Origin of the sequence: Desulforamulus ruminis DSM 2154 (genome assembly GCF_000215085.1) — a bacterium.
Classification (GTDB): domain Bacteria; phylum Bacillota; class Desulfotomaculia; order Desulfotomaculales; family Desulfotomaculaceae; genus Desulfotomaculum; species Desulfotomaculum ruminis.
The window spans coordinates 3,784,894-3,808,350 of sequence record NC_015589.1; the positions used below are offsets into that span (position 1 = coordinate 3,784,894).

At 49.8% G+C, this 23,457-nt stretch carries 21 protein-coding genes and 1 other annotated feature; of the genes, 1 reads left to right on the top strand and 20 read right to left on the bottom strand.

Features of this window, described 5'->3' with window-relative positions:
• Position 1 precedes the first annotated feature (1 nt).
• From argS to DESRU_RS18820, 17 genes are all read right to left on the bottom strand, one after another.
• Complete coding sequence (gene argS, locus DESRU_RS18740; protein WP_013843665.1) at positions 2–1,687, bottom strand: arginine--tRNA ligase; 1,686 nt, start codon at positions 1,685–1,687, stop codon at positions 2–4.
• A gap of 35 nt (positions 1,688–1,722) precedes the next feature.
• A complete protein-coding gene (locus tag DESRU_RS18745; RefSeq protein WP_013843666.1) occupies positions 1,723–2,166 on the bottom strand; it encodes a YwiB family protein in 444 nt (147 codons plus the stop codon).
• Positions 2,167–2,243: 77 nt separating this feature from the next.
• Positions 2,244–2,459 (bottom strand): hypothetical protein, encoded by a 216-nt coding sequence (locus tag DESRU_RS18750; RefSeq protein ID WP_013843667.1) that lies wholly within the window; start codon positions 2,457–2,459, stop codon positions 2,244–2,246.
• Positions 2,460–2,571: 112 nt separating this feature from the next.
• A complete protein-coding gene (gene dsrB / locus DESRU_RS18755) occupies positions 2,572–3,630 on the bottom strand; it encodes a dissimilatory-type sulfite reductase subunit beta (protein ID WP_013843668.1) in 1,059 nt (352 codons plus the stop codon).
• Positions 3,631–3,688: 58 nt separating this feature from the next.
• Complete coding sequence (dsrA, locus tag DESRU_RS18760) at positions 3,689–4,885, bottom strand: dissimilatory-type sulfite reductase subunit alpha (protein ID WP_013843669.1); 1,197 nt, start codon at positions 4,883–4,885, stop codon at positions 3,689–3,691.
• A gap of 639 nt (positions 4,886–5,524) precedes the next feature.
• Positions 5,525–6,100 carry an indolepyruvate oxidoreductase subunit beta gene (locus DESRU_RS18765; protein WP_013843670.1) on the bottom strand — a complete coding sequence of 192 codons (576 nt, stop codon included), beginning with the start codon at positions 6,098–6,100 and terminating at the stop codon, positions 5,525–5,527.
• A complete protein-coding gene (iorA, locus tag DESRU_RS18770; RefSeq protein WP_013843671.1) occupies positions 6,093–7,874 on the bottom strand; it encodes an indolepyruvate ferredoxin oxidoreductase subunit alpha in 1,782 nt (593 codons plus the stop codon). Before iorA ends, DESRU_RS18765 begins: the two co-directional genes overlap by 8 nt.
• A 289-nt stretch (positions 7,875–8,163) precedes the next feature.
• Positions 8,164–9,459 carry a phenylacetate--CoA ligase family protein gene (locus DESRU_RS18775; protein ID WP_013843672.1) on the bottom strand — a complete coding sequence of 432 codons (1,296 nt, stop codon included), beginning with the start codon at positions 9,457–9,459 and terminating at the stop codon, positions 8,164–8,166.
• Positions 9,460–9,764: 305 nt separating this feature from the next.
• The gene (locus tag DESRU_RS18780; RefSeq protein WP_013843674.1) at positions 9,765–10,937 is read right to left on the bottom strand and encodes an aminotransferase class I/II-fold pyridoxal phosphate-dependent enzyme; all 1,173 of its coding nucleotides are present in this window, start codon (positions 10,935–10,937) and stop codon (positions 9,765–9,767) included.
• Positions 10,934–11,413 (bottom strand): Lrp/AsnC family transcriptional regulator, encoded by a 480-nt coding sequence (locus DESRU_RS18785; RefSeq protein ID WP_013843675.1) that lies wholly within the window; start codon positions 11,411–11,413, stop codon positions 10,934–10,936. Before DESRU_RS18785 ends, DESRU_RS18780 begins: the two co-directional genes overlap by 4 nt.
• A gap of 75 nt (positions 11,414–11,488) precedes the next feature.
• Positions 11,489–11,713 (bottom strand) — a binding site (T-box leader).
• Between the two features lie 54 nt (positions 11,714–11,767).
• Positions 11,768–13,162 (bottom strand): germination protein YpeB, encoded by a 1,395-nt coding sequence (gene ypeB / locus DESRU_RS18790; RefSeq protein WP_238446328.1) that lies wholly within the window; start codon positions 13,160–13,162, stop codon positions 11,768–11,770.
• Positions 13,146–13,841: a spore cortex-lytic enzyme gene (sleB, locus tag DESRU_RS18795; RefSeq protein ID WP_013843677.1), complete on the bottom strand. Its 696-nt coding sequence runs from the start codon at positions 13,839–13,841 to the stop codon at positions 13,146–13,148. Before sleB ends, ypeB begins: the two co-directional genes overlap by 17 nt.
• Before the next feature lie 230 nt (positions 13,842–14,071).
• Entirely contained in the window at positions 14,072–15,499 is a 1,428-nt protein-coding gene (locus tag DESRU_RS18800; RefSeq protein WP_013843678.1) for a cobyrinic acid a,c-diamide synthase CobB, read from the bottom strand.
• A 230-nt stretch (positions 15,500–15,729) separates the two neighbouring features.
• Positions 15,730–16,047, bottom strand: coding sequence for a TusE/DsrC/DsvC family sulfur relay protein (locus tag DESRU_RS18805; RefSeq protein WP_013843679.1), 318 nt, complete (start codon positions 16,045–16,047; stop codon positions 15,730–15,732).
• Positions 16,048–16,200: 153 nt separating this feature from the next.
• Complete coding sequence (locus DESRU_RS18810) at positions 16,201–17,595, bottom strand: (Fe-S)-binding protein (protein WP_013843680.1); 1,395 nt, start codon at positions 17,593–17,595, stop codon at positions 16,201–16,203.
• Positions 17,596–18,411 (bottom strand): respiratory nitrate reductase subunit gamma, encoded by an 816-nt coding sequence (locus tag DESRU_RS18815; RefSeq protein WP_013843681.1) that lies wholly within the window; start codon positions 18,409–18,411, stop codon positions 17,596–17,598. It abuts the gene before it with no gap.
• A gap of 137 nt (positions 18,412–18,548) precedes the next feature.
• On the bottom strand, positions 18,549–18,737 hold the full coding sequence (locus DESRU_RS18820) for a 4Fe-4S binding protein (protein ID WP_013843682.1): 189 nt from the start codon (positions 18,735–18,737) through the stop codon (positions 18,549–18,551).
• A 481-nt stretch (positions 18,738–19,218) separates the two neighbouring features.
• On the opposite strand from DESRU_RS18820, the gene DESRU_RS18825 reads away from it, so the two are divergent.
• Positions 19,219–19,638 (top strand): YlbF/YmcA family competence regulator, encoded by a 420-nt coding sequence (locus DESRU_RS18825; RefSeq protein WP_013843683.1) that lies wholly within the window; start codon positions 19,219–19,221, stop codon positions 19,636–19,638.
• Between the two features lie 20 nt (positions 19,639–19,658).
• Here DESRU_RS18825 and mutY read toward each other — a convergent pair whose 3' ends face one another.
• The 3 genes from mutY to DESRU_RS18840 form a co-directional block, all read right to left on the bottom strand.
• A complete protein-coding gene (mutY, locus tag DESRU_RS18830) occupies positions 19,659–20,726 on the bottom strand; it encodes an A/G-specific adenine glycosylase (RefSeq protein WP_013843684.1) in 1,068 nt (355 codons plus the stop codon).
• A gap of 2 nt (positions 20,727–20,728) precedes the next feature.
• Complete coding sequence (locus DESRU_RS18835; RefSeq protein WP_013843685.1) at positions 20,729–21,964, bottom strand: competence/damage-inducible protein A; 1,236 nt, start codon at positions 21,962–21,964, stop codon at positions 20,729–20,731.
• Positions 21,965–22,329: 365 nt separating this feature from the next.
• Entirely contained in the window at positions 22,330–23,445 is a 1,116-nt protein-coding gene (locus DESRU_RS18840; protein WP_013843686.1) for an aminopeptidase, read from the bottom strand.
• Positions 23,446–23,457: the final 12 nt, after the last annotated feature.

Here is a 23,457-nt window from a genome sequence, read left to right on the forward strand (position 1 = left end):
CCTACATTTTTTCAGGCGCCGTAAGGCCCAACAGCCCTAAAGCGTTTCGCAACACCATACGAACACAATTCACCAATACCAACCGGGCGCCGGAGAGGGCCTCATCCTCGGTGATCACCCGGTGACCGTTATAAAAGCTGTGGAACAACCCGGCCAAATCGTGCAGGTACCGGGCAATTCGGTGAGGGGCCAAAAGTTCTGCCGCAGCGGCAATTTCGGTAGGGAAATCCGCCAGTTTCCGGAGCAGGTCTAATTCCGCCTGTTCCTTCAGCAGTTCCAGATTCACTTCAGCGGGCGTGGGCAGCGGGCGGCCCTGTTCCTGTAACTGACGAAGAATGCTGCAAATCCGGGCATGGGCGTATTGGATATAAAAGACCGGGTTCTCATTGGTCTGGGACTTGGCCAGATCCAAATCAAATTCCAGGTGGCTGTCCGGACTGCGCATAACAAAGAAATACCGCGCCGCGTCCCGTCCCACTTCTTCCACCAGTTCCTCCAGGGTGACAAATTGGCCGGTACGTTTAGACATGCGGACAATCTCCCCGCCCCGGTACAGCCGAACCAACTGCATTAAGATAATGTGCAACTGATCCCGGTTATAGCCCAGGGCCTCCATAGAACCCTTCATCCGGTTGACATGCCCGTGATGGTCGGCACCCCAAATGTCGATGACCCAGTCAAAGCCCCGCTCAAACTTGTTTCTGTGGTAAGCGATGTCTGCAGCAAAGTAAGTGGGAATCCCGTTGGAGCGAACCACCACCTCGTCCTTCTCGTCGCCAAATTCCGTCGCTTTAAACCACAGGGCGTTTTCATGCTCATAGAGATAACCCCTGGCCTGCAAATCCTCCAGGGTTTTTTGAATGGCTCCGCTGTTGTGCAGGGACTGCTCCGAAAACCACTCATCATAGACTACGCCAAAATCCAGCAGCGTGTTGCGGATATGGGTCAGCTTTTCTTGTAACGCATAGGCTGCCAGGGTCTTGCGGCGGGTTTCGGGATCGGCTTCCGCCAGAGCAGTTCCCTGTTTTTCAATATACCCTTTGACAGTATCAATAATGTCTTCCCCGTGATACCCTTCTTCAGGCATGGGAACATCCCGGCCCAACTGCTGGAAAAACCGGACTTCTAAAGACTTGCCAAAATTTTCAATTTGATTGCCGGCGTCATTAATATAGTATTCACGGCTTACACGGTAGCCGGCAAAGTCCAGGATGGAAGCCAAACTATCCCCCAGGGCTGCGCCCCGGGCATTGCCCATATGCAGCAGTCCCGTAGGATTGGCGCTGACAAACTCAACCTGCACCCGGCGGCCGTTGCCGCTTTCCTGCCGCCCATAATTCCGGTCCTCCCTCTGCACTAAGGGGATCACTTCCAGGACCCAGTTGGAAGCCAGATAGAAATTAATAAAGCCCGGACCGGCAATCTCTACTCGTTCTACCCGAGTACCTTCCAGATCCAGGTTTTGTACCACTGCTTCAGCAATTTTTCGGGGAGGCATCTTGGCCGACCTGGCCAACTGCATGGCCAGCGTGCTGGCAAAATCACCGTTCCCTTTCTCCCGTGGGACTTCAATCATGACCTCCGGAACTTCAATATGAGGAATTAACCCCTTGTCTATCGCCCGTGCAATGGCTTTTTGCAGCGCAGCATTTAGGTTCTCTTTAATTGTTTCCACCAGTCCTTGCAACGGCTAAGCCCCCTTCTCCGATGATCAAGCAAAGCTTATGTATTTTCAACGACTATCTCTAAGACATTCGTTCCTATTTTGGAATCATTTAGTTCCAACTCATATTCTAGCTTAATACTTCCCCCCTGCTCTGTCAAGTCAACATCGACCCTCCGGGGAAGTACCGTAATGTCCAGGCAGCCAAAGCTTGTCTGGTAAACGGACCGGTGCGCTTTCCCCTCTTCAAAGACCTGCCTGCTGTTCACGCTGCCGCTTCGAATGATGGTAACCGTCTTCCCGTCCGTTCTCAAAGTGGTGGTGCAATCTTCCATACCAGCAAAGCTGCTTTCCTTATATAAGATGTAATATTGATTGCCTTTATAGTGACAGGTGCCCGGAGACAGCAGCTCGATTACCTCTTGATCGTTGTTTTCATGGGTTCGGGTTCCTTTCACCGTCACCCGTACATTTTTCCCCAGGGTGTTCCCCTCCTGTCCCATGATCCCGTTTCAGCCCTACCACAAAAAGAGCGGACCTACGTCCGCTCTTTTTGGGAGTTATTAAGTATAATGACCTGCTATTCCTTCTCTTTTCCAGGAGTATGGTCCCGGCCAGCCAGTGTAACGTAGGAAGTCCCGATGTACAAATACTCGATTTTACCTTCCTTCGCCAGTTCGGAGCACGCCTTGTCCACTTCTTTCTTGGCAGCACCGATCTTCTCGGCAATGACGCGGGGCTTTTCCTTACTTACACCTTCCAAGTACTCCAGGATTTTTGCTTTTACTTCTTCCATTCCATACACCACCGTTTCTTACCATCCTGACGGGTGGTACATATTTAGATGCCGCCGCCCAAAAGGCGGCGGCTTCCATGCTTATTATACGCCAGATCAGGCGGCTATATACTTACCACTTGAACTGGGTTGTGCTTCTAAATGTGGTTTGAGCCAGGGTGAAGTCGTCGATGTGCTTATCGGTAAATTCAAGACCGGTAATCTCAAAGAACTTCTCCCAGCTAATGCGGTCAATCCACTCAGCCATACGCTCGCCAGGCTGTGCGTTAGCAGCCCATACTTCAACCAGTTTCTTAACTGAGTCAACAACTTCCGGCCAACGCGGGGGATTGTTGGGCAGGAAAGGAATGGCCAAACGGGAGAATCTGGGGCCGATACGGCTGTTGGAAATTTTACCACCCACCCAGATGGACACAGCATCATTCTTAGGATCGATGATGTGCACAGAGGGACACATGGTGTAGCAGTTACCGCAGTACATGCAGCGCTCGGCTTTAATGTCTACGGACTTCAGCTTGGGATTGGGACGGATTGCCGCCGTGGGGCAGCTAGCTGTCAAGGTCGGAATTTCGCAAACCTTATGCAGGCTTTCATGGTCAATCTTGGGTACTGTTCTGTGAATACCCAGGATAGCGATGTCCGAACAGTGTACCGCACCGCACATATTCAAGCAGCAGGCCAGAGCAATTCTCATTTTGGCAGGCAGCTTCATGGTGGTGAAGTATTCAAACAGCTCATCCATTACGGATTTCACAATACCGGAAGCATCGGTAGCCGGAGTATGGCAGTGCACCCAACCTTGAGTGTGTACGATGTTGGTAATGGAATTACCGGTACCGCCAACAGGGATTTTCTTGGCTGCCAGTTCAGCTAACAAAGGTTCAACGTTAGCTTCTTCGGATACTAAGAACTCCACGTTGTTACGGCTGGTAAATCTCAAATAGCCACCACAGTATTTATCGGCCAGGTCACAGATCTCGCGAATAAAGTAAATGCTGACCAAACGCGGAGAACCAGCACGTACTGTGTACAGCTTGGCTCCGGTTTCAGATACGTGTACGAGCACACCGGGCTTTATAATTTCATGGTAACGCCATTTGCCATAGTTTTCTTTACAAATAGGCGGTAACATTTCTTTATAGAGCGGCGGTCCAATGTCAGTTTTTGCCAATGTGGTTCACCTCTCCCGTTTCATTTATTTATACAGCATGACTGTATATTTTTCTAAATTAGTCCTGAACGGTTTCTTCAGGCCACCAGAAGAAGAATGGGTTGGCACGTGGAGCTACTACCATTTGAGGAATAGGTTCACGCTCAATAGCACGCAGGAAGTTCCGCATACCCAGACGCAAGATTAATTCACCAATACGCTCACGGGTTTTGCCGTTTTCATCCCACCACTCCCAGCACTTCTCAAGGAATTCTTTAACTTCCTCATAGGGGGGCTCGATTTTCATAAAGGGAACAATAACCCAACCCATCATGGCACCTTGAAGAATCGGGGCTTTACCACCAATCAGGATGGTAGCGCCGCGATCATCGCCAGGGCGCAAAGCTTTGCACATTTTGTTGATACAGTGCATGCAACGGGTGCAGTTAGCATTGTCAATCTTCAACTCGCTGCCATCAAAGCTCATGCATTTGGTGGGGCACTTGTCAATAACTAAACCTTGGATATCAAAACCACCCTCTGCATAGGCGCGAACAGCTTCCTGATCGATCTTAATATCGTCTCTCCAGGTACCCTGGAAGGAGAAGTCGGAACGAGCAATAGAAGCTACGCAGTCGTTGGGGCAGCCGGAAATCTTGATTTTGGATTTATAAGGCCACATGGGACGGTGCAGGTAATCCTGGAACTCATTGGTCAGTTCATGACACAGATCAGTGGTGTCAAACAGGGCAAATTCACAACGAGCAGGACCGGCACAGCAACTGGGGGTACGCAGGTTGGAACCGGAACCGCCCAGATCCATGGGATGCTCTTCAAAGGAAGAAACTTCATCAAAAATGGTTTGAATGTGCTCTGTTTTGGTTCCCAGCAGAACCAAATCACCGGTAGAGCCGTGCAGGTTGGTTAAACCACTGCCGTACTTTTCCCAAACATCGCAAACCTGACGGAGCGCCTTGGTGTTGTAATACCAACCGGAAGGCTGGTTAATACGAACAGTGTGGAAGTGCTCTACATTGGGGAACTGCTCAGGAACGTCAGAATAGCGACCGATAACACCACCGCCGTAACCCATAACACCTACCAGACCACCGTGTTTCCAATGGGCCTTTTTGTCCTCATAAGAAAGCTCCAGTTGACCAAGCAGGTCTTGGGCGGAAAGGTTGTTGGCTGCAGCCTTTTTCATTTCAGTTACGAAACTAGGCCACGGCCCTTTTTCGAGATCGTCCAAGAGAGGAGTTTTCTTGGCTTCGGTCATTAAGTTCACCTCCGTTTTTTTGTGAAAGGATAGTGCTTCTATCCTGCCATAAATGGCCAGCCGCTTTTCCAAAAAGCGAATCGGTAAGTCTTAGCAGGACTTAACAATTAGCTAGTTAGACAAAAAAAGACACGCTTGTCCGCACCTTGGAAAAGCAAGCAATAAGTTGTCTAATATTGCACAAGCTTGAAAGTATGAATACAATAAACAAGGTTAATTCACACCTGGAACAAGTTTAACACCTGTCCCATTCATCTGTCAACAGCTATTGAATCTTGGGGGATGTATAATTTTTCACAAAATTTAAATAATAACAACATTTTGTCATCCAGCAGACGACACCGAAAGACAAGTTTTGCAAAAACATTTCCTTCTGTGACCTGATTATAGCATAAACCTCAAAGCTTGTCTTGTAGGTATTTTTGCTCCGGGTGGCAAGAATTGACTAATGGAGCGTTTCTTTGGGGTCTCGTCGTTGGCCTTAAGGGTATTCCTCCGGGGTCCTGTTGTTTGCATGAATGTATTTCTTATAGATTAAAACCAATACCATACTAAAGAAATGCTTAAATACGAACAGCAGGACCCGAAAGAAAAATCGTATAAGGCGAACAACTGGACCCAAAAGGAATCCCCCTGAGTCTAGACAGCGTATCCTTCTTCAAAAGCCTTCAGGTTGACCTCCAAAAATTTTTCAGGCACCCGGTCTTTGAGGGCGCTGAGCCAGATTTCTTTGGCCATGGGCAGCCGCTTGGCCAGCATTCCTATCAAAACCACATTGGCTGCTTTGGGGTTGCCGCAATGAACAGCAATTTTTAGCGCATCCACCACCGTTGTGTTGGAACACGCCCTCTGAACCTTTTCCAGGCAATCTTCAGGATAGACCGCTGCTCCGGTCAGCACCGGAACCGGGGCAATGGCCTGGTCGTTAATGATAACGCTGCCGTCTTCCTTTAGATAGGGAAGCCAACGCCGGGCCTCCATTTTTTCAAAAGCTAAAATAATGTCCGCACCGCTTTCGGAAATAACCGGTGAATAAACCTTTTCCCCCAAACGGACCTGGGTTACCACACTGCCGCCCCGCTGGGCCATTCCTTTTATTTCGGAAACTTTAATATCGTAGCCGGCTTCCTGGGCCGCTCTGGCCAGTACCCGGGTGGCCAGGATGGTTCCCTGGCCGCCGACGCCTACCAATAATATATTAATGGGTTTAAGCATTTTTTTCACCCCGCTTTTGGAGAGCCCCTTTATTGCAAACCTGCACGCAGAGCCCGCAGCCATTACACTGGATGGCCGTTACAAAAGCCTTCTCTTCTTTGCGGGAGATGGCCGGGCATCCCAGGTTCAAACAGATGCCGCAGTTAATGCAGTTTTCGGTATCTACTTCCACCGGTTCCGCCGGAAGGGCTGTTTTTAATAAGGCACAGGGCCGCCGGACTACAATAACCGACGGTTCCGGCGCTGCCACTTCTTCCTTAACCACCTTGTGCAGGGCGGACAAATCCATGGGATTTACGGTCCGTACCCTTTTGACTCCAACCGCCCGGGCCAGGGCCTCAAGGTCTACTTCCGGAGCCGGCTGCCCCGCCAGGGTGGAACCGGTGGCAGGATTGTGCTGATGTCCGGTCATGGCGGTGGTCCGGTTATCCAAAATAAGCACGGTGGTATTCCCTCCGTTGTAAACCACATCCAGCAGCCCGGTAATTCCCGAATGCAGGAAGGTGCTGTCCCCAATGACCGCCACCGTTCGCCCGGACAGCTCGGGATTGGCTTTCTCCATGCCCAGGGCGGTTCCAATACTGGCGCCCATGCAAATACAGGTGTCCATGGCCCCCAGCGGGCTTAAGCTGCCAAGGGTGTAACAGCCAATATCACCGGTTACAATTAATTTCTGCTTTTTCAAAACATAGAAGACACTCCGGTGCGGGCATCCGGCACACATCACCGGAGGACGGCCGGGTAAAGGAATTTCATCGGCGGCTATTTCTTTTTCCGCCACATTCCGGGGCAAATAAGCCGGAGCTACCGGAAAACCGGCCTGGGCCAGGATACCGGCCAAAAGCAGCGGATTAAACTCCCCGTAGGATGGCAGCAGATCCTTGCCGGTTACTTCCAGGCCCAGGGCCCGGATTTGCGATTCTAAAAAAGGCTCCAGTTCCTCAATAATTAAAAGCCGCTCTACCCCGGCAGCAAATTCCTTAATCAGTTTTTGAGGCATGGGATTGGTCAGCCCCAGCTTTAAAATAGAAGCTTGAGGCAAAATTTCTTTAGCATACTGATAGCTGATCCCGCTGGTGATAACACCCACGCTGCGGTCGGCCCACTCAATGGAATTATAGGGACAGCTTTCGCTGTATTCCTTTAACCGGGCCGTGCGCTCCTCTAGAAATACCCGGCGGGTACGGCCATGGGCCGGCACCATGACATATTTCTGCGGGTCCTTCACATAAGGGCGAAGGTTGGCCGGCTGGGGCTGGTTTTGTTCTACAAAACTCTGGGAATGGGACACCCGGGTGGTCACCCGGAGCATCACCGGTGTATCAAATTTTTCACTGATTTCCAGACCCAGAGCCACCATATCCTTTGCTTCCTGACTGTCGGCCGGTTCCAGACAGGGAATCTTGTTCATGAAGGCAAAGTAACGATTGTCCTGCTCATTCTGGGAACTGTGCATGCCCGGGTCATCGGCGGAAACCAGGAGCAACCCCCCGTTAACCCCCGTATAAGCCAGGGTAAAAAGCGGGTCCGCCGCCACATTGACTCCCACATGCTTCATGGTGACCAGAACCCTGGCCCCGGCAATGGAAGCACCGGCCCCCACCTCCAAAGCCACCTTTTCATTGGGGGACCACTGAGCGTAAATACCCGGGTAGCGGGCAAAATTCTCAAGGATCTCGGTGCTGGGGGTACCGGGATAACCCGCGGCCACGGTGACCCCGGCTTCATAAGCTCCCCGGGCAATGGCAGCGTTTCCTGACAACAATTCTTTCATCGTAAACGTCCTCCGTTTAGCTAGACTTAAAGGGTATTTCTTAAAAGGCCAGTGCTGACTAATCAAAATAGAACGCGGATTTTTTCTTCTCTTACACAATAACCCAGGGAAACTTGAAAATAAAATTTTGAAAATTATTTTTCTCAAGCTTGTTCAATTTCAAAACTGCTCAATCTTATTTTAATTAAAATCTAAATCCGCGTTAATCCGTGCAATCCGTTAAATCCGCGTTCTATACGGTTTTTCTCTCTGGTAAATCCTCTGTTTTATTCTTTACAGCCCACTAGCCTTATTTTCTTAGATCAATCACTCTTTTGGCTTTGCCCAAGCTGCGTTCCAGGGACCGGGGTTCCAGCAGCTTCACTTTGGGGCTGATGGCAAGAACCGTATGCAGACTGCCGCGCACCTTTCTTTCCAATTCTTCCAGGTCACGCCAGTTGCCGGTAAAGGACTGGTCGGTCATCTCCACCTGTATTTCCAGGGCATCCAGGTAACCCCTCTTGGTAACGATGATCTGGTAATGGGGGGCCACTCCTTCGATCCTTAATAATACATCTTCAATTTGCGAGGGAAAGACATTGACGCCGCTCACAATGAGCATATCGTCGGTCCTGCCGGAGACCTTGCAGATACGGGCGCTGGTCCTGCCGCACCGGCAGGGTTCCGTGTCCATAATGGTGATGTCCCGGGTCCGGTAACGAATAATGGGCAGAGCTTCCTTGGTAAGACTGGTAATTACTAATTCCCCTTCCTGTCCGGGTGGCAGGGGTTCTCCGGTTTCCGGATCAATCACTTCGATTAGAAAGTGGTCTTCGGATACGTGCATGCCTTTTCGCTCCCGGCATTCTCCGGCCACACCGGGGCCCATGATTTCACTGAGCCCGTAATTATCGGTAGCAAAGAGCCCCCAAATCCTTTCCAGTTCACTTCTCATGCTCTCGGTCCAGGATTCGGAGCCAAAAAGGCCCACTTTGAGGCCTAAGGATTTGGGGTCAATGCCCATGCCGCTAGCCACCTCGGCAATATGCAGGGCATAGGTGGGGGTGCCGATTAAAACCGTTGTGCCAAAGTCCTGCATCAACATAATTTGTTTTTCCGTGTTTCCCGTGGAGGAAGGAATTACGGTGGCTCCTGCCTTCTCCAGGCCATAATGCAAGCCAAAGGCCCCGGTAAAAAGACCATATCCAAAACTAATTTGGGCCACGTCTTCATCGGTAACCCCGGCAGCCGTAACCAGGCGGGCGACAATTTCAGCCCAGGTTTCAATATCCTGACGGCTATAGCCAACCACCGTGGGCTTGCCGGTGGTTCCGGAGGAGGCGTGCAGCCGCACTACTTTCTTCATGGGCACAGCGAACAGATTAAAGGGATAATTGTCCCGGAGAGCTTCCTTGGTGGTAAAAGGCAGCTTACAAACATCTTCCAGTCTTTTAATATCCCCCGGCTTTACCTTATGCCGGTCAAAGAGTTCCCGGTAAAAGGGCACCCGCTCGTAAACCCTGGCCACCGTTTGCTGCAGCCGGGAAGCCTGCAGGGCTTGCAATTGCTCTCGGTCCATGGTCTCGTACTGTTCATTCCAAATCATTTTTGCTTCACCTTCTTATTCTTCACTAAACATTGTACAGTATTGTCCTGAGGAAATAAAAGAAGCCCCATAAAAAGGGGCGGAAAAATTCCATTCATTCTACCGTCCTCCTGTTCTGCTATGAGACATTCCTTTTAGTAACAACAATTTGAACGGCCATTCCCCGAAGGGATGAACGTGATTCCTTCTGTGCTGCCGCGCTTCCGTTCCACAATTTGTTGATAGTCTATGTTTCATGTCTATTCTATCATAATACCGTCATTTCCTGCCTTAATCTTAATGGTATTTTTTAATTTCTTCAAGGTCTATCTCCTCCGTTGAAGAAAGCGGCCCATACGTTCCAAGGCCTCGGTTAAATCTTCCACCGAGGAAGCGTAGGAACAGCGGACGCAGTTCTCTCCTCCGGGACCAAAAACATCTCCGGGGATGACCGCCACTTTTTCTTCAACCAGTAGTTCCTCGGCAAACTCGGCAGCAGTGAGACCGGTTTCACCGATATAGGGAAAAGCGTAAAAAGCGCCGCCGGGTTCAAAACAAGGCAGTCCGATTTCTTTAAATCCCTGCAGGATCAGCCGCCGGCGCCGGTTATAATGGGCCACCATGCCTTCCATGGCGGATTTGCCATTGCGCAGGGCCTCCATAGCGGAAATCTGGGCGGTAATCGGGGCACAGAGCATGGTATACTGGTGAATCTTGGTCATGGCGGCAATAAATTCGGCATTGGCCGCAGCATAACCCAACCGCCAGCCGGTCATGGCATAGGCCTTGGAAAAACCGTTTAAAGTAATAGTGCGATCCCTCATCCCCGGTAACGAGGCGAAACAGGTATGTTCTCCGGTGTAAGTTAAGCGGTCATAAATTTCATCGGAAATCACCAGTAAATCGTAGCGGCGGACCACCTCGGCAATCTGCAGGAGCTCTTCCCTGCTCATTACCGCTCCCGTTGGATTATTGGGAAAACACAGCAGCAGTACCTTTGACTTGGGCGTAATGGCTGCCTCCAGCTTGCCGGCGGTCAATTTAAAATGATCCTCCATGTGGGTGGCCACCGTTACCGGCACACCCCCGGCCAGGGTGGTGCAGGGAATGTAGGAAACATAGCAGGGTGTGGGGATCAGCACCTCATCCCCTGGACTAATTACCGTCCTCAGGGCCAAGTCCAGCGCTTCGCTGACTCCCACGGTAACCAGAATCTCATCCTGGGGATTATAGCGGACCCCCTGATTCCCTAAATACTGAGAAATGCTTTCCCGCAGTTCAAGGAGTCCGTGGTTGCTGGTATAGGTGGTACTGCCTTTATGCAGGGAATAAATACAGGCCTCCCGGATATGCCAGGGAGTCACAAAATCCGGCTCGCCCACACCCAGGGAAATGACCCCTTCCATTTCAGCCGCCAGATCAAAGAATTTACGAATACCCGAGGGGGGAATTTCCTTTACATTGGTATTGATATATTCACTCCATTGCCCGATGCTCACGGTGTAATCACCAGCCTTTTATCTTTTTCCCTGTCTTCAAAAACAAAGCCGTCCTGTTTATACGTCTTCAATACAAAATGGGTTGCCGTACTCATTACATGTTCAATGGTGGCCAGCTTGGTGGCTACAAACAAAGCCACTTCCTTCATGGTCACACCTTCAACAAATACCGTCAGATCATAGGCCCCGGACATCAGATGGACGCTTTTAACCTCCGGGAACCGGTAAATTCGTTCCGCTACGGCGTCAAAGCCCACATCCCTCTGGGGGGTTATCTTCACTTCAATGAGGGCGGATACTTTTTCTACTCCCGCCTTCTCCCAGTTAATTAAAGTAAAATATTTGATAATGGTTTTATCCGCTTCTAATTTGGCAATGATTTTTCTGACCTCGTCTTCATCCCGTCCGGTCATCACCGCGATCTGTCCCATGGTCAACCGGCTGTTCCCCTGAAGCAGTTCGAGAATCTCAAGCATCTTTACACCTCCCGTAAACTTTAGGTTTTCTTTAAGAGCCTGAAGTAATACCAAAATAAAAAACCCCGTCCCGGAAAAAGGGACGGGGTTAAAATAACCCGTGGTACCACCCTCATTGGCCTCGCGCATAAATGCCAGGAGACCCACTCGGACTTCGGTAACGGTGAAGAACCGGCAAGGCTTACTGTTGTTCAGCCTGCATCTCGGGGGCGGCTCGAACGGCTTCCGCTGGCTGGGCTTGCACCTGATCCCGGCTCTCTAAACAGCGCTATCCGTTTTCTTCCCCGTCATAGAATTATACTTTATTACTTTCTGAATAGTGTCATTTTAACATCCGGCGTGGAAGATGTCAATTTACATGGTTAAGGTTCCGTCGGAACTCTCAATTAATTTTAAGACCTGATCGGTTTTACCGGTTATGGCATTGATATACACCAGATAATCTTCTCCGTTAATTTTTCCCTGCACCTCATAGGAAAATTTTTCCTGTGCCGAATCGGTGGGTATGATGGCCAACCGGGTTCCGGTGATTTCCATGCGGGGGTTTACTTTGCCTTTGGCATCATCGGCAGAGATTTTAGGAACCGGGATTTCTCTCTTTTTGTGGGCCATGAGATAACCCCTGGCGTCAAACCCCACTATTTGGCCGTTATCAAGGGCTACATTCAATTTAACCTGATCAGGATAAATCCGAACGCCTTCCTGCTCGGGAATTAGATTAAAGACAATCCGGTTGTCCTGCAATTGATGGTACATGCTGACCATATTTTTATATCCCCGGGACTCCAGGAATTTCAGCGCTTTTTCCCTGGCCTGTTCCACATTCAAGCGGGCCGTTCCAATACTCCGGCTGTCCAAATACCAGATAACATGCCCGCCCTTTTCGCTGACGCCGCCGGAGATCCGTCCTTCCGAACCTTTTTCCGTAGGCACTAAATCAACCATGAAGCCGGGTATCCTCTCTCTGGTCCGCCCGGTGGCCATGGCCCGGTAGCTGATATTGGCCTGGGGATCCACAAATTTCTCCAGAATATTTTTGGCTTGATCCGCCGTAATATTTTCTCCACTTAAACCTTCCGGTTGCGCTTTATTCAAATGGTCTGAAAAGGGCCCGTCATAGATCAGGGTTGGATAACCCTGCATCTGTTGGTCAATACTCTGGAAACTGGCGGCGGTGCTGGTGGGATTACCCTTTTTTAAATCCTCCTTTGCCGCTCTTACCAATTCGGAAATGCTAAGACGGCCGTCGGACACTTTTATCTCCATATCGTGCAGCTCTTTATTTAACTGCCCGGCCTGCCGGTATAAATTACTTAAGGTTTTATACTCTTCATCGGTCATGCCTTCTCCGCTATTAATCTGCCGGGCAATCACCCGGGCATAATCTCCGGACTGGGCCAAGAACTTGGAAGTCCTGCCAACCAGTTGGGCGCTTAGCGGGAGCTGCGTCAAATTCTCCCTGGCTCCTTCGGACTGCAGCCAGATCTCCGAGAATATCTGGGTATCATCCGGCTGACCGGATACGGCCAGGGTCTTGGCCAACAGCACTTCCATGCTCTGGACCCGGCCAAGTAAGTTATAAAAAGACATCTGATAGCGATTGTTTAAATCATTTTCCAGCGCAACCCTTTCCCTATGTTGTCCAAATCCCCATAGACCAACGGCTGCTAATATGGCCAACCCCAGCAGAATCGGCAATCCCCATCTTCTCATTCCTTGTATCCCCTTCCGGTTAATATGCAAAGACATGCTGCCCGATTTGTCCTACCACTTTACGGGACCAAATCCACGGGTTGACGGGTTTGCTTGGATTCCAAAAATAAATGGCCCCTCCCGTGGGATCATAGCCGGATAGTGCGTCCTGGGCCGCCTTCAAGGCCTCCGGAGTTACGGACCGGTTGTACTGGCCGTTGGACACGGACTCAAAGGCCATGGGCTGATATACCACGCCGGACAAAGTACTGGGGAACCCTTCATGTTCGGTTCGATTTAACATGACCGCCCCTACGGCAACCTTACCCAAATAAGGTTCATTGGCAGCTTCCCCCATAATCACCCGGGCCAGCAAATTAACCGAGTCCCGGTTGGATACATAGCCCCTGGAGGTGGAGGTAGGGGTGCTGGTGTAGGTGGTTCCTGCCTTTGCTCCGGTTGACAAACCCAGCGCCTGGCTGGTCTTGGTTCCTACAACGCCATCGGCAGGGATCCCGTTGCGGCTTTGGAATTTCCGGACTGCCGCGGCGGTTTCTCCCCGGTAAACCCCGTCCACAGGCCCTTTATAATAACCCCAGTCTTTAAGCCGCTGCTGTACGGCACGGACCTTGCTGCCCTGGCTCCCCCAGTATAAAGTGGACTCCTGGGCCAAAGCCTGATTATAAACAATGAACCCGGCAAACAAAAAGGCTACCAGACTCATAAGGCAAACCATTTTTCTCCTGCCGCTGTTAAAATACCGCATTTGACTTCACCCCGTTATTTTTTAAGTTATTTTTGCCTCAAGGGGTGGAAATTATGTGACCTTACAGTCATTTACAATAAAAAACACTGCCATAAGAAGTGAAAAATAATAGAACACGGATTGAACGGATTTTAAATTATTTTTTAAAATCCGTTCAATCCGTGTTCTATTTAAAAAATAGTTTTGCCACACTTCTTGCTCTAGGTTTTTTTATGATCTTGCTTCCACCGGAGGGCCATATGGACAAACTCCTTGGCCCAGTCCTTTTCCACCAGTGCATGAATGTGATTATATAAAGCCACCACATTTTTATAGTGCAATCCGTCGTATTCGCCGTTAATTCCATGGCCCCGGCGTACCCGAAAGGCAAAATTGCAGTCCTCATCCAGATTGACCACTCTCGAATGGTGAAACTCGTGACCACGCACCAGTTTTTTTTCGGAATAATAGGGCGTTCCCGGCAAAACTTCCAGGTGCATATACCCGTGCCCCTGGGGTTTCTTTAGCATTTCCACTTCCAGGGGCAAAACCCCAACCATCTCATAGGACTGATCACTCCAGTGGATCCGTCTTCCCAGGTACATCAGACCCCCGCATTCCGCATAAACCGGAAGTCCCTCTTCAATCCGGCGGCGCAGATGACTTCGGAAGCTTTGGTTGGCCTCCAATTCCCGGGCCAACACTTCGGGAAACCCTCCCCCAATATATAATCCGTCAACCTCCGGCAACTGCTGGTCCGCTATGGCACTGACGGCAACCAGGCTGGCCCCGGCCTCCACCAAGGCCTCCAGGTTTTCGGGATAATAAAAAGAAAAAGATCGGTCCTTGATAACGCCAATAACAGGACCTTTTTGGGAAGGTACTTGTTCCTTGCTCAGCCAGCGAATCTCCGCCGCCTCGGTCACCGGTGATTCTTCCACCAGATCGGGCCAGTCTCTGGCAACCTTCAATATCCCCTCGATGTCCAGATAGTTGGCAGCGGCTTCACCGATTTCCCGGATGGCTGCCGACAGCCTCTCATCTTCTCCGGCGGGAACAAGCCCCAGATGCCTGTCCGGAATGACAAACTGTTTTCCCTTGGGCATCGCCCCCAGGACCGGTACGTCACAATATTCTTTAATGGAGGCCCGAAGTGTTTGTTCATGGCGGCTCCGGGCCACCATATTAAGGATCACTCCCCCAATTTTAACCTCCGGATCAAAATTGGCAAAACCATTCACCATGGCTGCCACGCTGCGGGTCATACGGGTGCAGTTAATGACCAGCAGCACCGGGGCCTGCACAATCTTGGCAATTTCCGCCGCACTTCCGCTGCCGGCGATGTCCACCCCATCAAAAAGGCCCATAGCCCCTTCAATAATGGCCATGTCGCTGTTCCTGGCGTGCCGAATAAAGGCGCTGCGTATGGCCTGCCGTTCCATAAGGTAACTGTCCAGGTTTCTGCAGGTATGCCCCGCTACCCTGGTTAACCAACTGGGGTCGATAAAATCCGGGCCCTTTTTAAAAGGCTGCACTTTTAGCCCTCCGGCGGTTAAAGCGGCGATAAGGCCTACGGTAATGGTTGTCTTGCCGGAACGGCCCTGGGGAGCAGCCACCAGCACTCTGGGTATAGGGTATACTGCAGACAAGTTAATACCACCTCTTGCTACTGGGTAGTTTGAAGCCGGTTCCTCAAGGGCATTTCCCGGCTCTATAGTTATCATCTTATGTATTATTTAGCATTCCTTAAGGCGACCATTTTATCCATCACCCTAATAAGGACATTTTTAGGAAAAGCCCTCAAGGCTAACAACCAAGGACTTATAATAGTAACACCCTCACCCAGAGCATTCCGGGTGAGGGTGATCAGTACCGAATCTTATACGCAACCGGTAGGCTTAGGAAGACCAGCCAGTTTGCAGGCACCCTTAGCAGGGCCGGTAGGGAACAGTTCATAAATGCCTTTCAGGCTAAAGCCGGTGTCTTTGCACAGCTTACGGACCATGGGAGCAATCCCGAACTGGAAGAAATAGTCACGCAGGTATTTAATCACTTTCCAGTGATCTTCGGTTAATTCATCAATACCTTCTTCTTTGGAAAAATATTTTGCTACATCCTCGGTCCAAGTGTCGGGGTTTAATAAGAAACCGTCCTCATCAACTTCGATTTGCTGGCCAGCAACTTCAATAAATGCCATTTTGAGAGAGCACCTCCAATTTTTTATTTAAGCCCCGCCAAGCGGTGCTGTAATACCATTTTATATTATATACGTTTCTGAAAAATTTTTGTAGTAGTACAAGCAGAATATTTTTAGAAAGCTACAATATTCTCTGATCTATACCAAATTTTTCTATTTATTGATCGGCGGATAAAGGGCCAGGCCAACCAAATCGATCAAGCCTTTCACCTCTACGCCAAGCTTATGCTCCTCCACCATCGGATAAAGCTGGGCTTTACAAATGGAACAGGGAGCGCAAAGAATTCCGTTGCCGTCCTTGTCAACACCGGTTGCCCGGACCTGCTCGGCTTTCTTGGCAGAAAACTTAATTCTCAAATCATACATTTCAGGATCGTCAAACAAAATGGCGGATCCACCACCGCAGCAGAAATTGCGCTCGCGGTTGGGAGTCATTTCCACAAAATTACTTACACTGGCGTTCATAACAACGCGCAGGCGGTCGCAAAGGTTGCACGCCCGGCCAAAGTTACAGGGATCATGCAGCGTAACCGGCCTGTCGTTTACTTCCTTGTGCAGTTTTAGCGCACCTTGTTCAATATAGTAGGACACCTCGTCATGAAGGTGCACAATGGGAATCCGGCCGGGACGGTCCAGCATTCCGGGCAGATACATCTTTCCGGCGCGCCAGCCGTGGCCGCACTCGCCCCAGACAATCTTCTTGCAGCCCAGCTTCAGCGCCTCGTCAATAACGCGCATGCAGTTGGCCCGCAGGGTTGCACGCTGATCAAAGAGCAAACCAAAGTTACCGGCTTCGGCAATCTCACTGCTCATGGTCCAGTTGATGCCCAGGTAGTGGAAGAATTTGGCCGCGCCCATCATGGTGTTGGGATTCAGCAGAAAATCCGCGGAAGAGGGAATATACAAAATGTCGGAATTCGGTTTGTCCACCGGAATCTTGATGTCTACGCCGGTCTCTTCCATGATTTCTTCTTCCAGGAACTCATTGGTATCAATCAGACCCATCTTGGGCAGCCCGGTATGGTTGCCGGTTTTAGCCATGGCGGCGCCCACCGAAGCCTGCAGCTTGGGCACCATGCCCAGCCAATGCAGCAACTGGCGTCCGGCCATGGTTACCTCACAGGTATCCAGACCAAAGGGGCAAACCATCGCGCAGCGGCGGCACTCATTGCACTGATAGAAGTAGGAAAACATTTTCTCAATGTCTTCCAATTCCAAATCCTTGGCGCCGATGAAACCGCCCAAAAACTTGCCTTCCGGGGTGAAATACCGCTTCCATACCTTGCGCAGCAAATCAGCACGGTTGGTAGGAATGTTATAGGGGTCTCTGGTGCCTAAATAGGTGTGACAGTTTTCAGCGCACAGGCCGCACTTTGTACAGGACTCAAAAGTCAGCATCAGAGAGCGGAATTTCTGTCCCAGTTCATTAAGATGCTTGATGGCGGTCTCCACCTTCTGGTCATCAGGAACGGGATTGATGTGAATTTTCAACATATCCGCAGCACTGGCTTTAACAGGCTGCTTTAATCCAGATTCAGTTAACGGCATTTATTGCACCCCCCCTGAAGCGGAATGTCCGCCGGATACGGCATGACCGGTACCGCCCACGGCAGCGCCGGGCATTCCATTGGCAGGTTCAACGTAAGGACGATTAATAATCCAGCGGTGAGCAAACATGCCAAACACATGCAGCAGTTTACTGAAGGGGAAAATAATCATCAAAACTTGAACCAGGAATAAGTGAAGCACAAACATGGGTTTATGCATAACTTCCATATCGGGAGTTATGGGATTAAAAAAGAGTAAGCTGGCTACATAATCCCGAACAGGCTCGTAATGAATGCCCCACTCGGGAACAAAGCGCATAAAGTTACCTACGGAAACAATGGCGATCAGTAACAGCAGATGTGCATAATCGCTGGGAGCGGAGACCTGCTTCACTTCATTGATGGCCATCCGGCGGTACAGTAAATATAACAGTCCAATTAAAATCAAAATGCCAAAGGACGTACCAAATAAGTTAGATAGCTGTTCACTCATCTCCACCGAGGTAAGACCGATATATGCAAACTGCCTGCCCAGCAAGCCGATGCCCATAACGTGTCCACCGATAATAAAGAACAGGGCAATGTGCATAAACCATGCACCGACCCACAGGGCTTTGTCACTTTTAAACATACTGCGGAAAAATACCGCTTCTGTAGCAATGTCCAGCATGGCGCCCGCCTGGGTGGTCGGAGCAGGGGTCAGTGTAATGTTGTGCACAATCCGCCCGCTGGCCCATCTTCCCAGTCGATAAAGAATCCCAATGACAAAGACCGCCACAGAGATATAAGGAAGTATTTGTAAAACAAAATAGGTCACCACTACACCTCCTCCGGTTGCCCAAAGTTTTTATGATATACTTCGATAACCAGTCAATGCTTCGCTACGCAAAACCAACTTTAAAAGACCTTGCGTCCGCTCTACCATCCCCAACCCACCTTAAAACAAGCTTTACTCTAAAGTTCTTGCAGGGAACAGGCTTCGTTGGGACAGGTTACAACACAGGTTTCACAGCCCATGCAGTCCGTCTCGGCACCGGTTACTTCAGCCTTGGCGTCAACCATACCAAGAATACCGGCGGGACAGGCGTCAACGCATTCGCCGCAGCCTTCGCATTTATCGGCGTTAATTGAAATCATATACATTCCACATACCTCCTTTAACAAAAAATTTAAAATTCTTTTTTGGGGGATGGGGATTGGGGGGGTTATCTTATTACGCTTAATATCAAACGCCGGCACAGTTGAAATAACAGGCAAATAGGCATTCCTATCCCCTGCCAGTGATACTATGCCTATTTCGTTGCAATTGGAATTATTCCTTCTTAAATCGTCAATTTTTTTTGAAAATGTGTGCCGTACAAATTTTCCCACACATATTTCCGGTACTTTATTTAACTGGACAACTACTTATAGAAATATACCATTTTTACCGCCCCGGCGTAAAGAACTTATTGCTGACTCTGCAGGACAGATTTGGCAGCATTCTCAGTTCTTCTCCATTTATATTCATTCTCCCTATGCATCCTTATGGTTTACCAAATTACTGCATTTTGCTTTTTTTAGCCATTTGGAGGTAGGATTTTGTATACATTTGGAGAAAATAAGTACCGGGAGGTGATAATTCGTGTCTGTTTATGATATGGCCATTGAATTAGGCAAAGCTTTATCCGCCACGGAAGAATATACCCGGGTAAAAGAGACCCAGCAGGCTGTTGCCAAGGATTCCGAAGCCAGAGCATTGGTCAATGACTTCCAGCAATTGCAAAAAGCCTACCAGCGTATGCAAATGATGGGACATCAGCTTACCCAAGAAAATATTGGCAAATTAGAGGAATTGGAAAAAAAGGCTTCCTCTAATCCTTTGGTAAAAGAGTATCTTAACGCCCAGGCAACCTTTTACGGGGTTGTGAACGATGTTAACGTTAAAATACAAGAGGGGCTGACCGGAAAATCTCTGAACGAGGATGAGGAACCCGAAGCCCAGGGCGGCTGCAACTGCGCATCCAATGATAGCGGCTCCTGCGGAGGCTCCTGTTCTTGCTAAAACCAGTTATCTAAAACCGCCTACCGGCCCGTACCGGTAGGCGAAACATTTTTCTCCTGAAGAATTTTCTCTCTAATCTTCTGGAAGGCGGTAGGAATGGCAATATTATGCAGTTCCTGGATATACACCCATTGCAATGGGGATTCTCGGATGGCCTCGGGCCGGCAGCTACACCGGTATACCTTCATATCCCAGGTAATATGAGAGAAAATGTGCTTTGTGTCTATCCAGTGTTCACAGGGAGTAACTTCCAAGTTATACTCTTTTTTAAACTGCCGGAAGTCCTCCATATTTTGACCCTCCACACCGGGAAACTCCCATAGTCCCCCCAGTAGTCCCCGCTCCGGCCGCTTGCCCATTAGCACGCGGTCCCGTTCCTGAACAATGGCAATGTAGCGCTGTACCTTCTTCTGTCGGCCGCTTTTTGATTTTAAGGGTAATTCCTGCTGCCGGTTATGGCGGTATGCCTTACAATCCCTCTGGACAGGACACTCCTGGCACTTGGGGGAGGTCGGCAGGCAGATTAAAGCCCCCAACTCCATCAAAGCCTGGGTAAAATCTGAACACTCCTGCCGGGGAAAAACCCCCTTGAGCAAGCCCTCCACTTCCTTCTTGACTCCGGTACTTTTTATATCCTGCTCCAGCAGGAACAATCTGGAAGCCACCCGCAGCACATTGCCGTCAATGGCGGGATAGGGCTCATTGAAAGCAATGCTCATGATGGCCCCGGCGGTATATTCACCAATACCGGGCAGGGCTAAAACATCCCGGTGGTTATCCGGAAACACGCCCCGGTGCTTGGTCATAACTTCCCCGGCCCCCCGGTGTAAATTCCTGGCCCGGGTGTAATAGCCCAGCCCCTCCCAATATTTCAGCACCTCGTCCAGTTCGGCCTCGGCCAGGCTTGCCATATTGGGAAAGCGGCCCAGGAAACGCCGGTAATAGTCCAGCACCGTATCCACCCGGGTCTGCTGCAGCATGATTTCCGAAACCCAGATGGCATAGGGATCTTTTTGTTCCCGCCAGGGCAGGTTTCTTTTATTTTCCCGGTACCAGTTTAATAAGGATTGCACCCAGTTCAGTGGCAAAACTAAATCCTCCCCAACTCTCGCCTCAGCCAATCAATGGCCGCTGTCGCCGCCTTACTTCTAACATGATTTCTGTTTCCCGTCAGGCTCATTTGTTTGGACCTTACTTCACCCTTAAGATAAAGGCCCAGACAAACCAAGCCAACAGGCTTTTCGGGAGTGCCGCCCTCGGGTCCGGCAACACCGGTTGTGGAAAGTCCGATATCGGTTCCGGCCCTTCTGGCAATACCCTCCGCCATCTCCCTGGCCGTTTCCTCACTGACAGCCCCAAATTTTTCAATGGTCTCCGGGTTTACTCTCAGTGCCCTGATTTTGGCTTCATTGCTGTAAGTCACCAAACCCTCCATAAAAGCGGCGGAAATTCCCGGGTAGTTCACCAAAAGGGAGGCCACCAGCCCGCCGGTACAGGATTCGGCAACAGCCAGGGTCTGTTTCTTGTTCAGCAGAAGCTTAACTGTTTCTCCCTCCAGGCTGGTGTCCCCTTCTCCGTAAATATCTTCTCCCAGCCTTTCCCGAATGGTTGCTTCCATCGGCGCAATCAGGTTTTCCCCTTCCTCCCGGCTCCCGGCCCGGGCCGTAATCCGGAGTATCACTTCCGAATCTTTGGCGTAAGGGGCTACGGTGGGGTTGCCTTGTTGGGAAATAATATCGTCTACCCGCTGGGCCATGGAAGCTTCCCCAATCCCCACAATCCGCAGCACTTTGGAGACCAAAACCCCGTCCTGATACTTGGCCAGGTAAGGAACCACCGCTTTCTCAAACATATGGGTCATCTCATCCGGAGGCCCCGGGAGATTAATAATAATTTTATGATCTTTTTCCGTGGCACAACCGGGGGCCGTACCCACCTCATTGTAAAAAACCACCGCGCCTTCCGGAAAAAGGGCCTGTTTTTTATGGGCTTCGGTCACCACCCGGTTGCCCCTGCTCAGATGAGCCTGAATCTGCCGGAAAGCCTCAGAATCCAAGGTCAATTTTTTGTTAAAATAGGTTGCCGCAGCCTCTTTGGTTAAATCGTCCTTGGTAGGTCCCAGGCCCCCGGTGGTAACCACCATATCCGACCTTTTAAAAGCTTCTGCAAAGGCCTCCTGCAAACGCTGGGGATTATCCCCCACCACCGACTGATGATAAACCAAAATGCCCATTTCCGCCAGTCTCTTTGATAAATATTGAGCGTTGGTGTTTACAATGTCTCCCAGAAGCAATTCAGTTCCTACAGATAAAATTTCTGCTTTCATAGCTTCCTCCAGGTAATCATTTTCTAACGTTTATTTCATGTCACTGATGAGGTTTCTGTTTTTGAGTTTCTTTAAAATAAAAAGAAAATCCTTTTATTTAAAAAGAAAAATCAACTGTCTTTTAACTGGCATATCTTTTTAAGATCCGTTTAAAACTTATTTCCTTTCAAACATCCCAGGGCAAAAGAACCCTCGTAAAAGTCATGAATCCATTTAACCGCTGCCGCTTTTCTCCCTCTAAGAAAAGATTTATCTATATTTATTAAACCTATGCATCTACAGGCAAAGAATACTTTTCTTATTCCTGAGCAAAGACCCGACAGCAAAAGAAAAAAGCCGTAATCCGCTACGGCTTTTTGATCTTTTTATTTTAGATTTTCCGGGTTCAGTCCTGCCAGTTCCGGAAGAACAAACCGCCCGTCTTTGCGGATGAGTATTCCATCGAAGTAAATTTCCCCACCGCCGAATTCCGGCGTCTGAACGTGCACCAGATCCCAGTGAACAGCGGATTTATTTCCGTTAAAACAACTGTCATAAGCACTGCCGGGAGTAAAATGGAAGGATCCGGCAATTTTTTCGTCAAACAAGGTATCCTTCATGGGCCGGGTGATATAGGGATTTACCCCCAGGGCAAATTCGCCCACATATCTGGCCCCTTCATCGGTGTCCAGTATTTTATTAATTCTTTCAGTATCATTGGCCGTGGCTTTAATGATTTTGCCGTCCTTAAACTCCAGACAGATGTTTTCAAAGGTAAACCCCTGGTAGGAAGACGGGGTATTATAGGTGACGACCCCATTGACCGAATCCTTTACCGGAGCGGTGTAAACCTCCCCGTCGGGCACATTTCGTCTGCCGTCGCACTTTATCCCCGGCAGCGACTTAATGGAAAAGGTTAAATCCGTGCCCACACCGGTCAGGCGCACTTTATCCGTCCGGTTGATCAACTCCACCAGAGGGTCCATGGCTTTGGACATTTTAGCATAATCCAGGTTGCAAACATCAAAATAGTAATCCTCAAAATTCTCCGTACTGGTATTGGCCAACTGGGCCATGGAAGGCGACGGATACCTTAGGACCACCCATTTGGTACGGTTAACCCGGATATTTCCGTGTACTTCATTCCAGAAATGCTTAAAATAAAGCTCCATCCTTTCCGAAGGAACATCTGCCAGTTCTGAAGCATTGTTACCGGAACGGATGCCAATATAAGCGTCCATATCGCTCATTCTGGCGGATTCGTACCGGGCCAGACTCTTCATTTGTTCTTCGGTGGCGCCGAGCAAAATGGTCCTTTCCACCGCATTGTCCTTAACGGACACAAAGGGCATCCCGCCGGCCTGGTAAACTGTCTTGACCAGTTCCTTTACCAGGGGCAGTTCCAAACCAATGTTCTCTATGAACACCTTTTCCCCTTCCTGCACTTGGCAGGAATAATGCACCAGGTTTCCGGCCAGCTTGCTCAATCTTGGATCAATCACCGTATCCCCCCT

Excerpts from the sequence above, each read along its gene's own strand:
- DESRU_RS18745 (WP_013843666.1), bottom strand. The coding sequence starts at position 2,166 with ATGGGACAGGAGGGGAACACCCTGGGGAAAAATGTACGGGTGACGGTG.
- DESRU_RS18750 (WP_013843667.1), bottom strand. The coding sequence starts at position 2,459 with ATGGAAGAAGTAAAAGCAAAAATCCTGGAGTACTTGGAAGGTGTAAGT.
- dsrA (WP_013843669.1), bottom strand. The coding sequence starts at position 4,885 with ATGACCGAAGCCAAGAAAACTCCTCTCTTGGACGATCTCGAAAAAGGG.
- DESRU_RS18765 (WP_013843670.1), bottom strand. The coding sequence starts at position 6,100 with ATGCTTAAACCCATTAATATATTATTGGTAGGCGTCGGCGGCCAGGGA.
- iorA (WP_013843671.1), bottom strand. The coding sequence starts at position 7,874 with ATGAAAGAATTGTTGTCAGGAAACGCTGCCATTGCCCGGGGAGCTTAT.
- DESRU_RS18775 (WP_013843672.1), bottom strand. The coding sequence starts at position 9,459 with ATGATTTGGAATGAACAGTACGAGACCATGGACCGAGAGCAATTGCAA.
- DESRU_RS18785 (WP_013843675.1), bottom strand. The coding sequence starts at position 11,413 with ATGCTTGAGATTCTCGAACTGCTTCAGGGGAACAGCCGGTTGACCATG.
- ypeB (WP_238446328.1), bottom strand. The coding sequence starts at position 13,162 with ATGTCTTTGCATATTAACCGGAAGGGGATACAAGGAATGAGAAGATGG.
- sleB (WP_013843677.1), bottom strand. The coding sequence starts at position 13,841 with ATGGTTTGCCTTATGAGTCTGGTAGCCTTTTTGTTTGCCGGGTTCATT.
- DESRU_RS18805 (WP_013843679.1), bottom strand. The coding sequence starts at position 16,047 with ATGGCATTTATTGAAGTTGCTGGCCAGCAAATCGAAGTTGATGAGGAC.
- DESRU_RS18810 (WP_013843680.1), bottom strand. The coding sequence starts at position 17,595 with ATGCCGTTAACTGAATCTGGATTAAAGCAGCCTGTTAAAGCCAGTGCT.
- DESRU_RS18820 (WP_013843682.1), bottom strand. The coding sequence starts at position 18,737 with ATGTATATGATTTCAATTAACGCCGATAAATGCGAAGGCTGCGGCGAA.
- DESRU_RS18835 (WP_013843685.1), bottom strand. The coding sequence starts at position 21,964 with ATGAAAGCAGAAATTTTATCTGTAGGAACTGAATTGCTTCTGGGAGAC.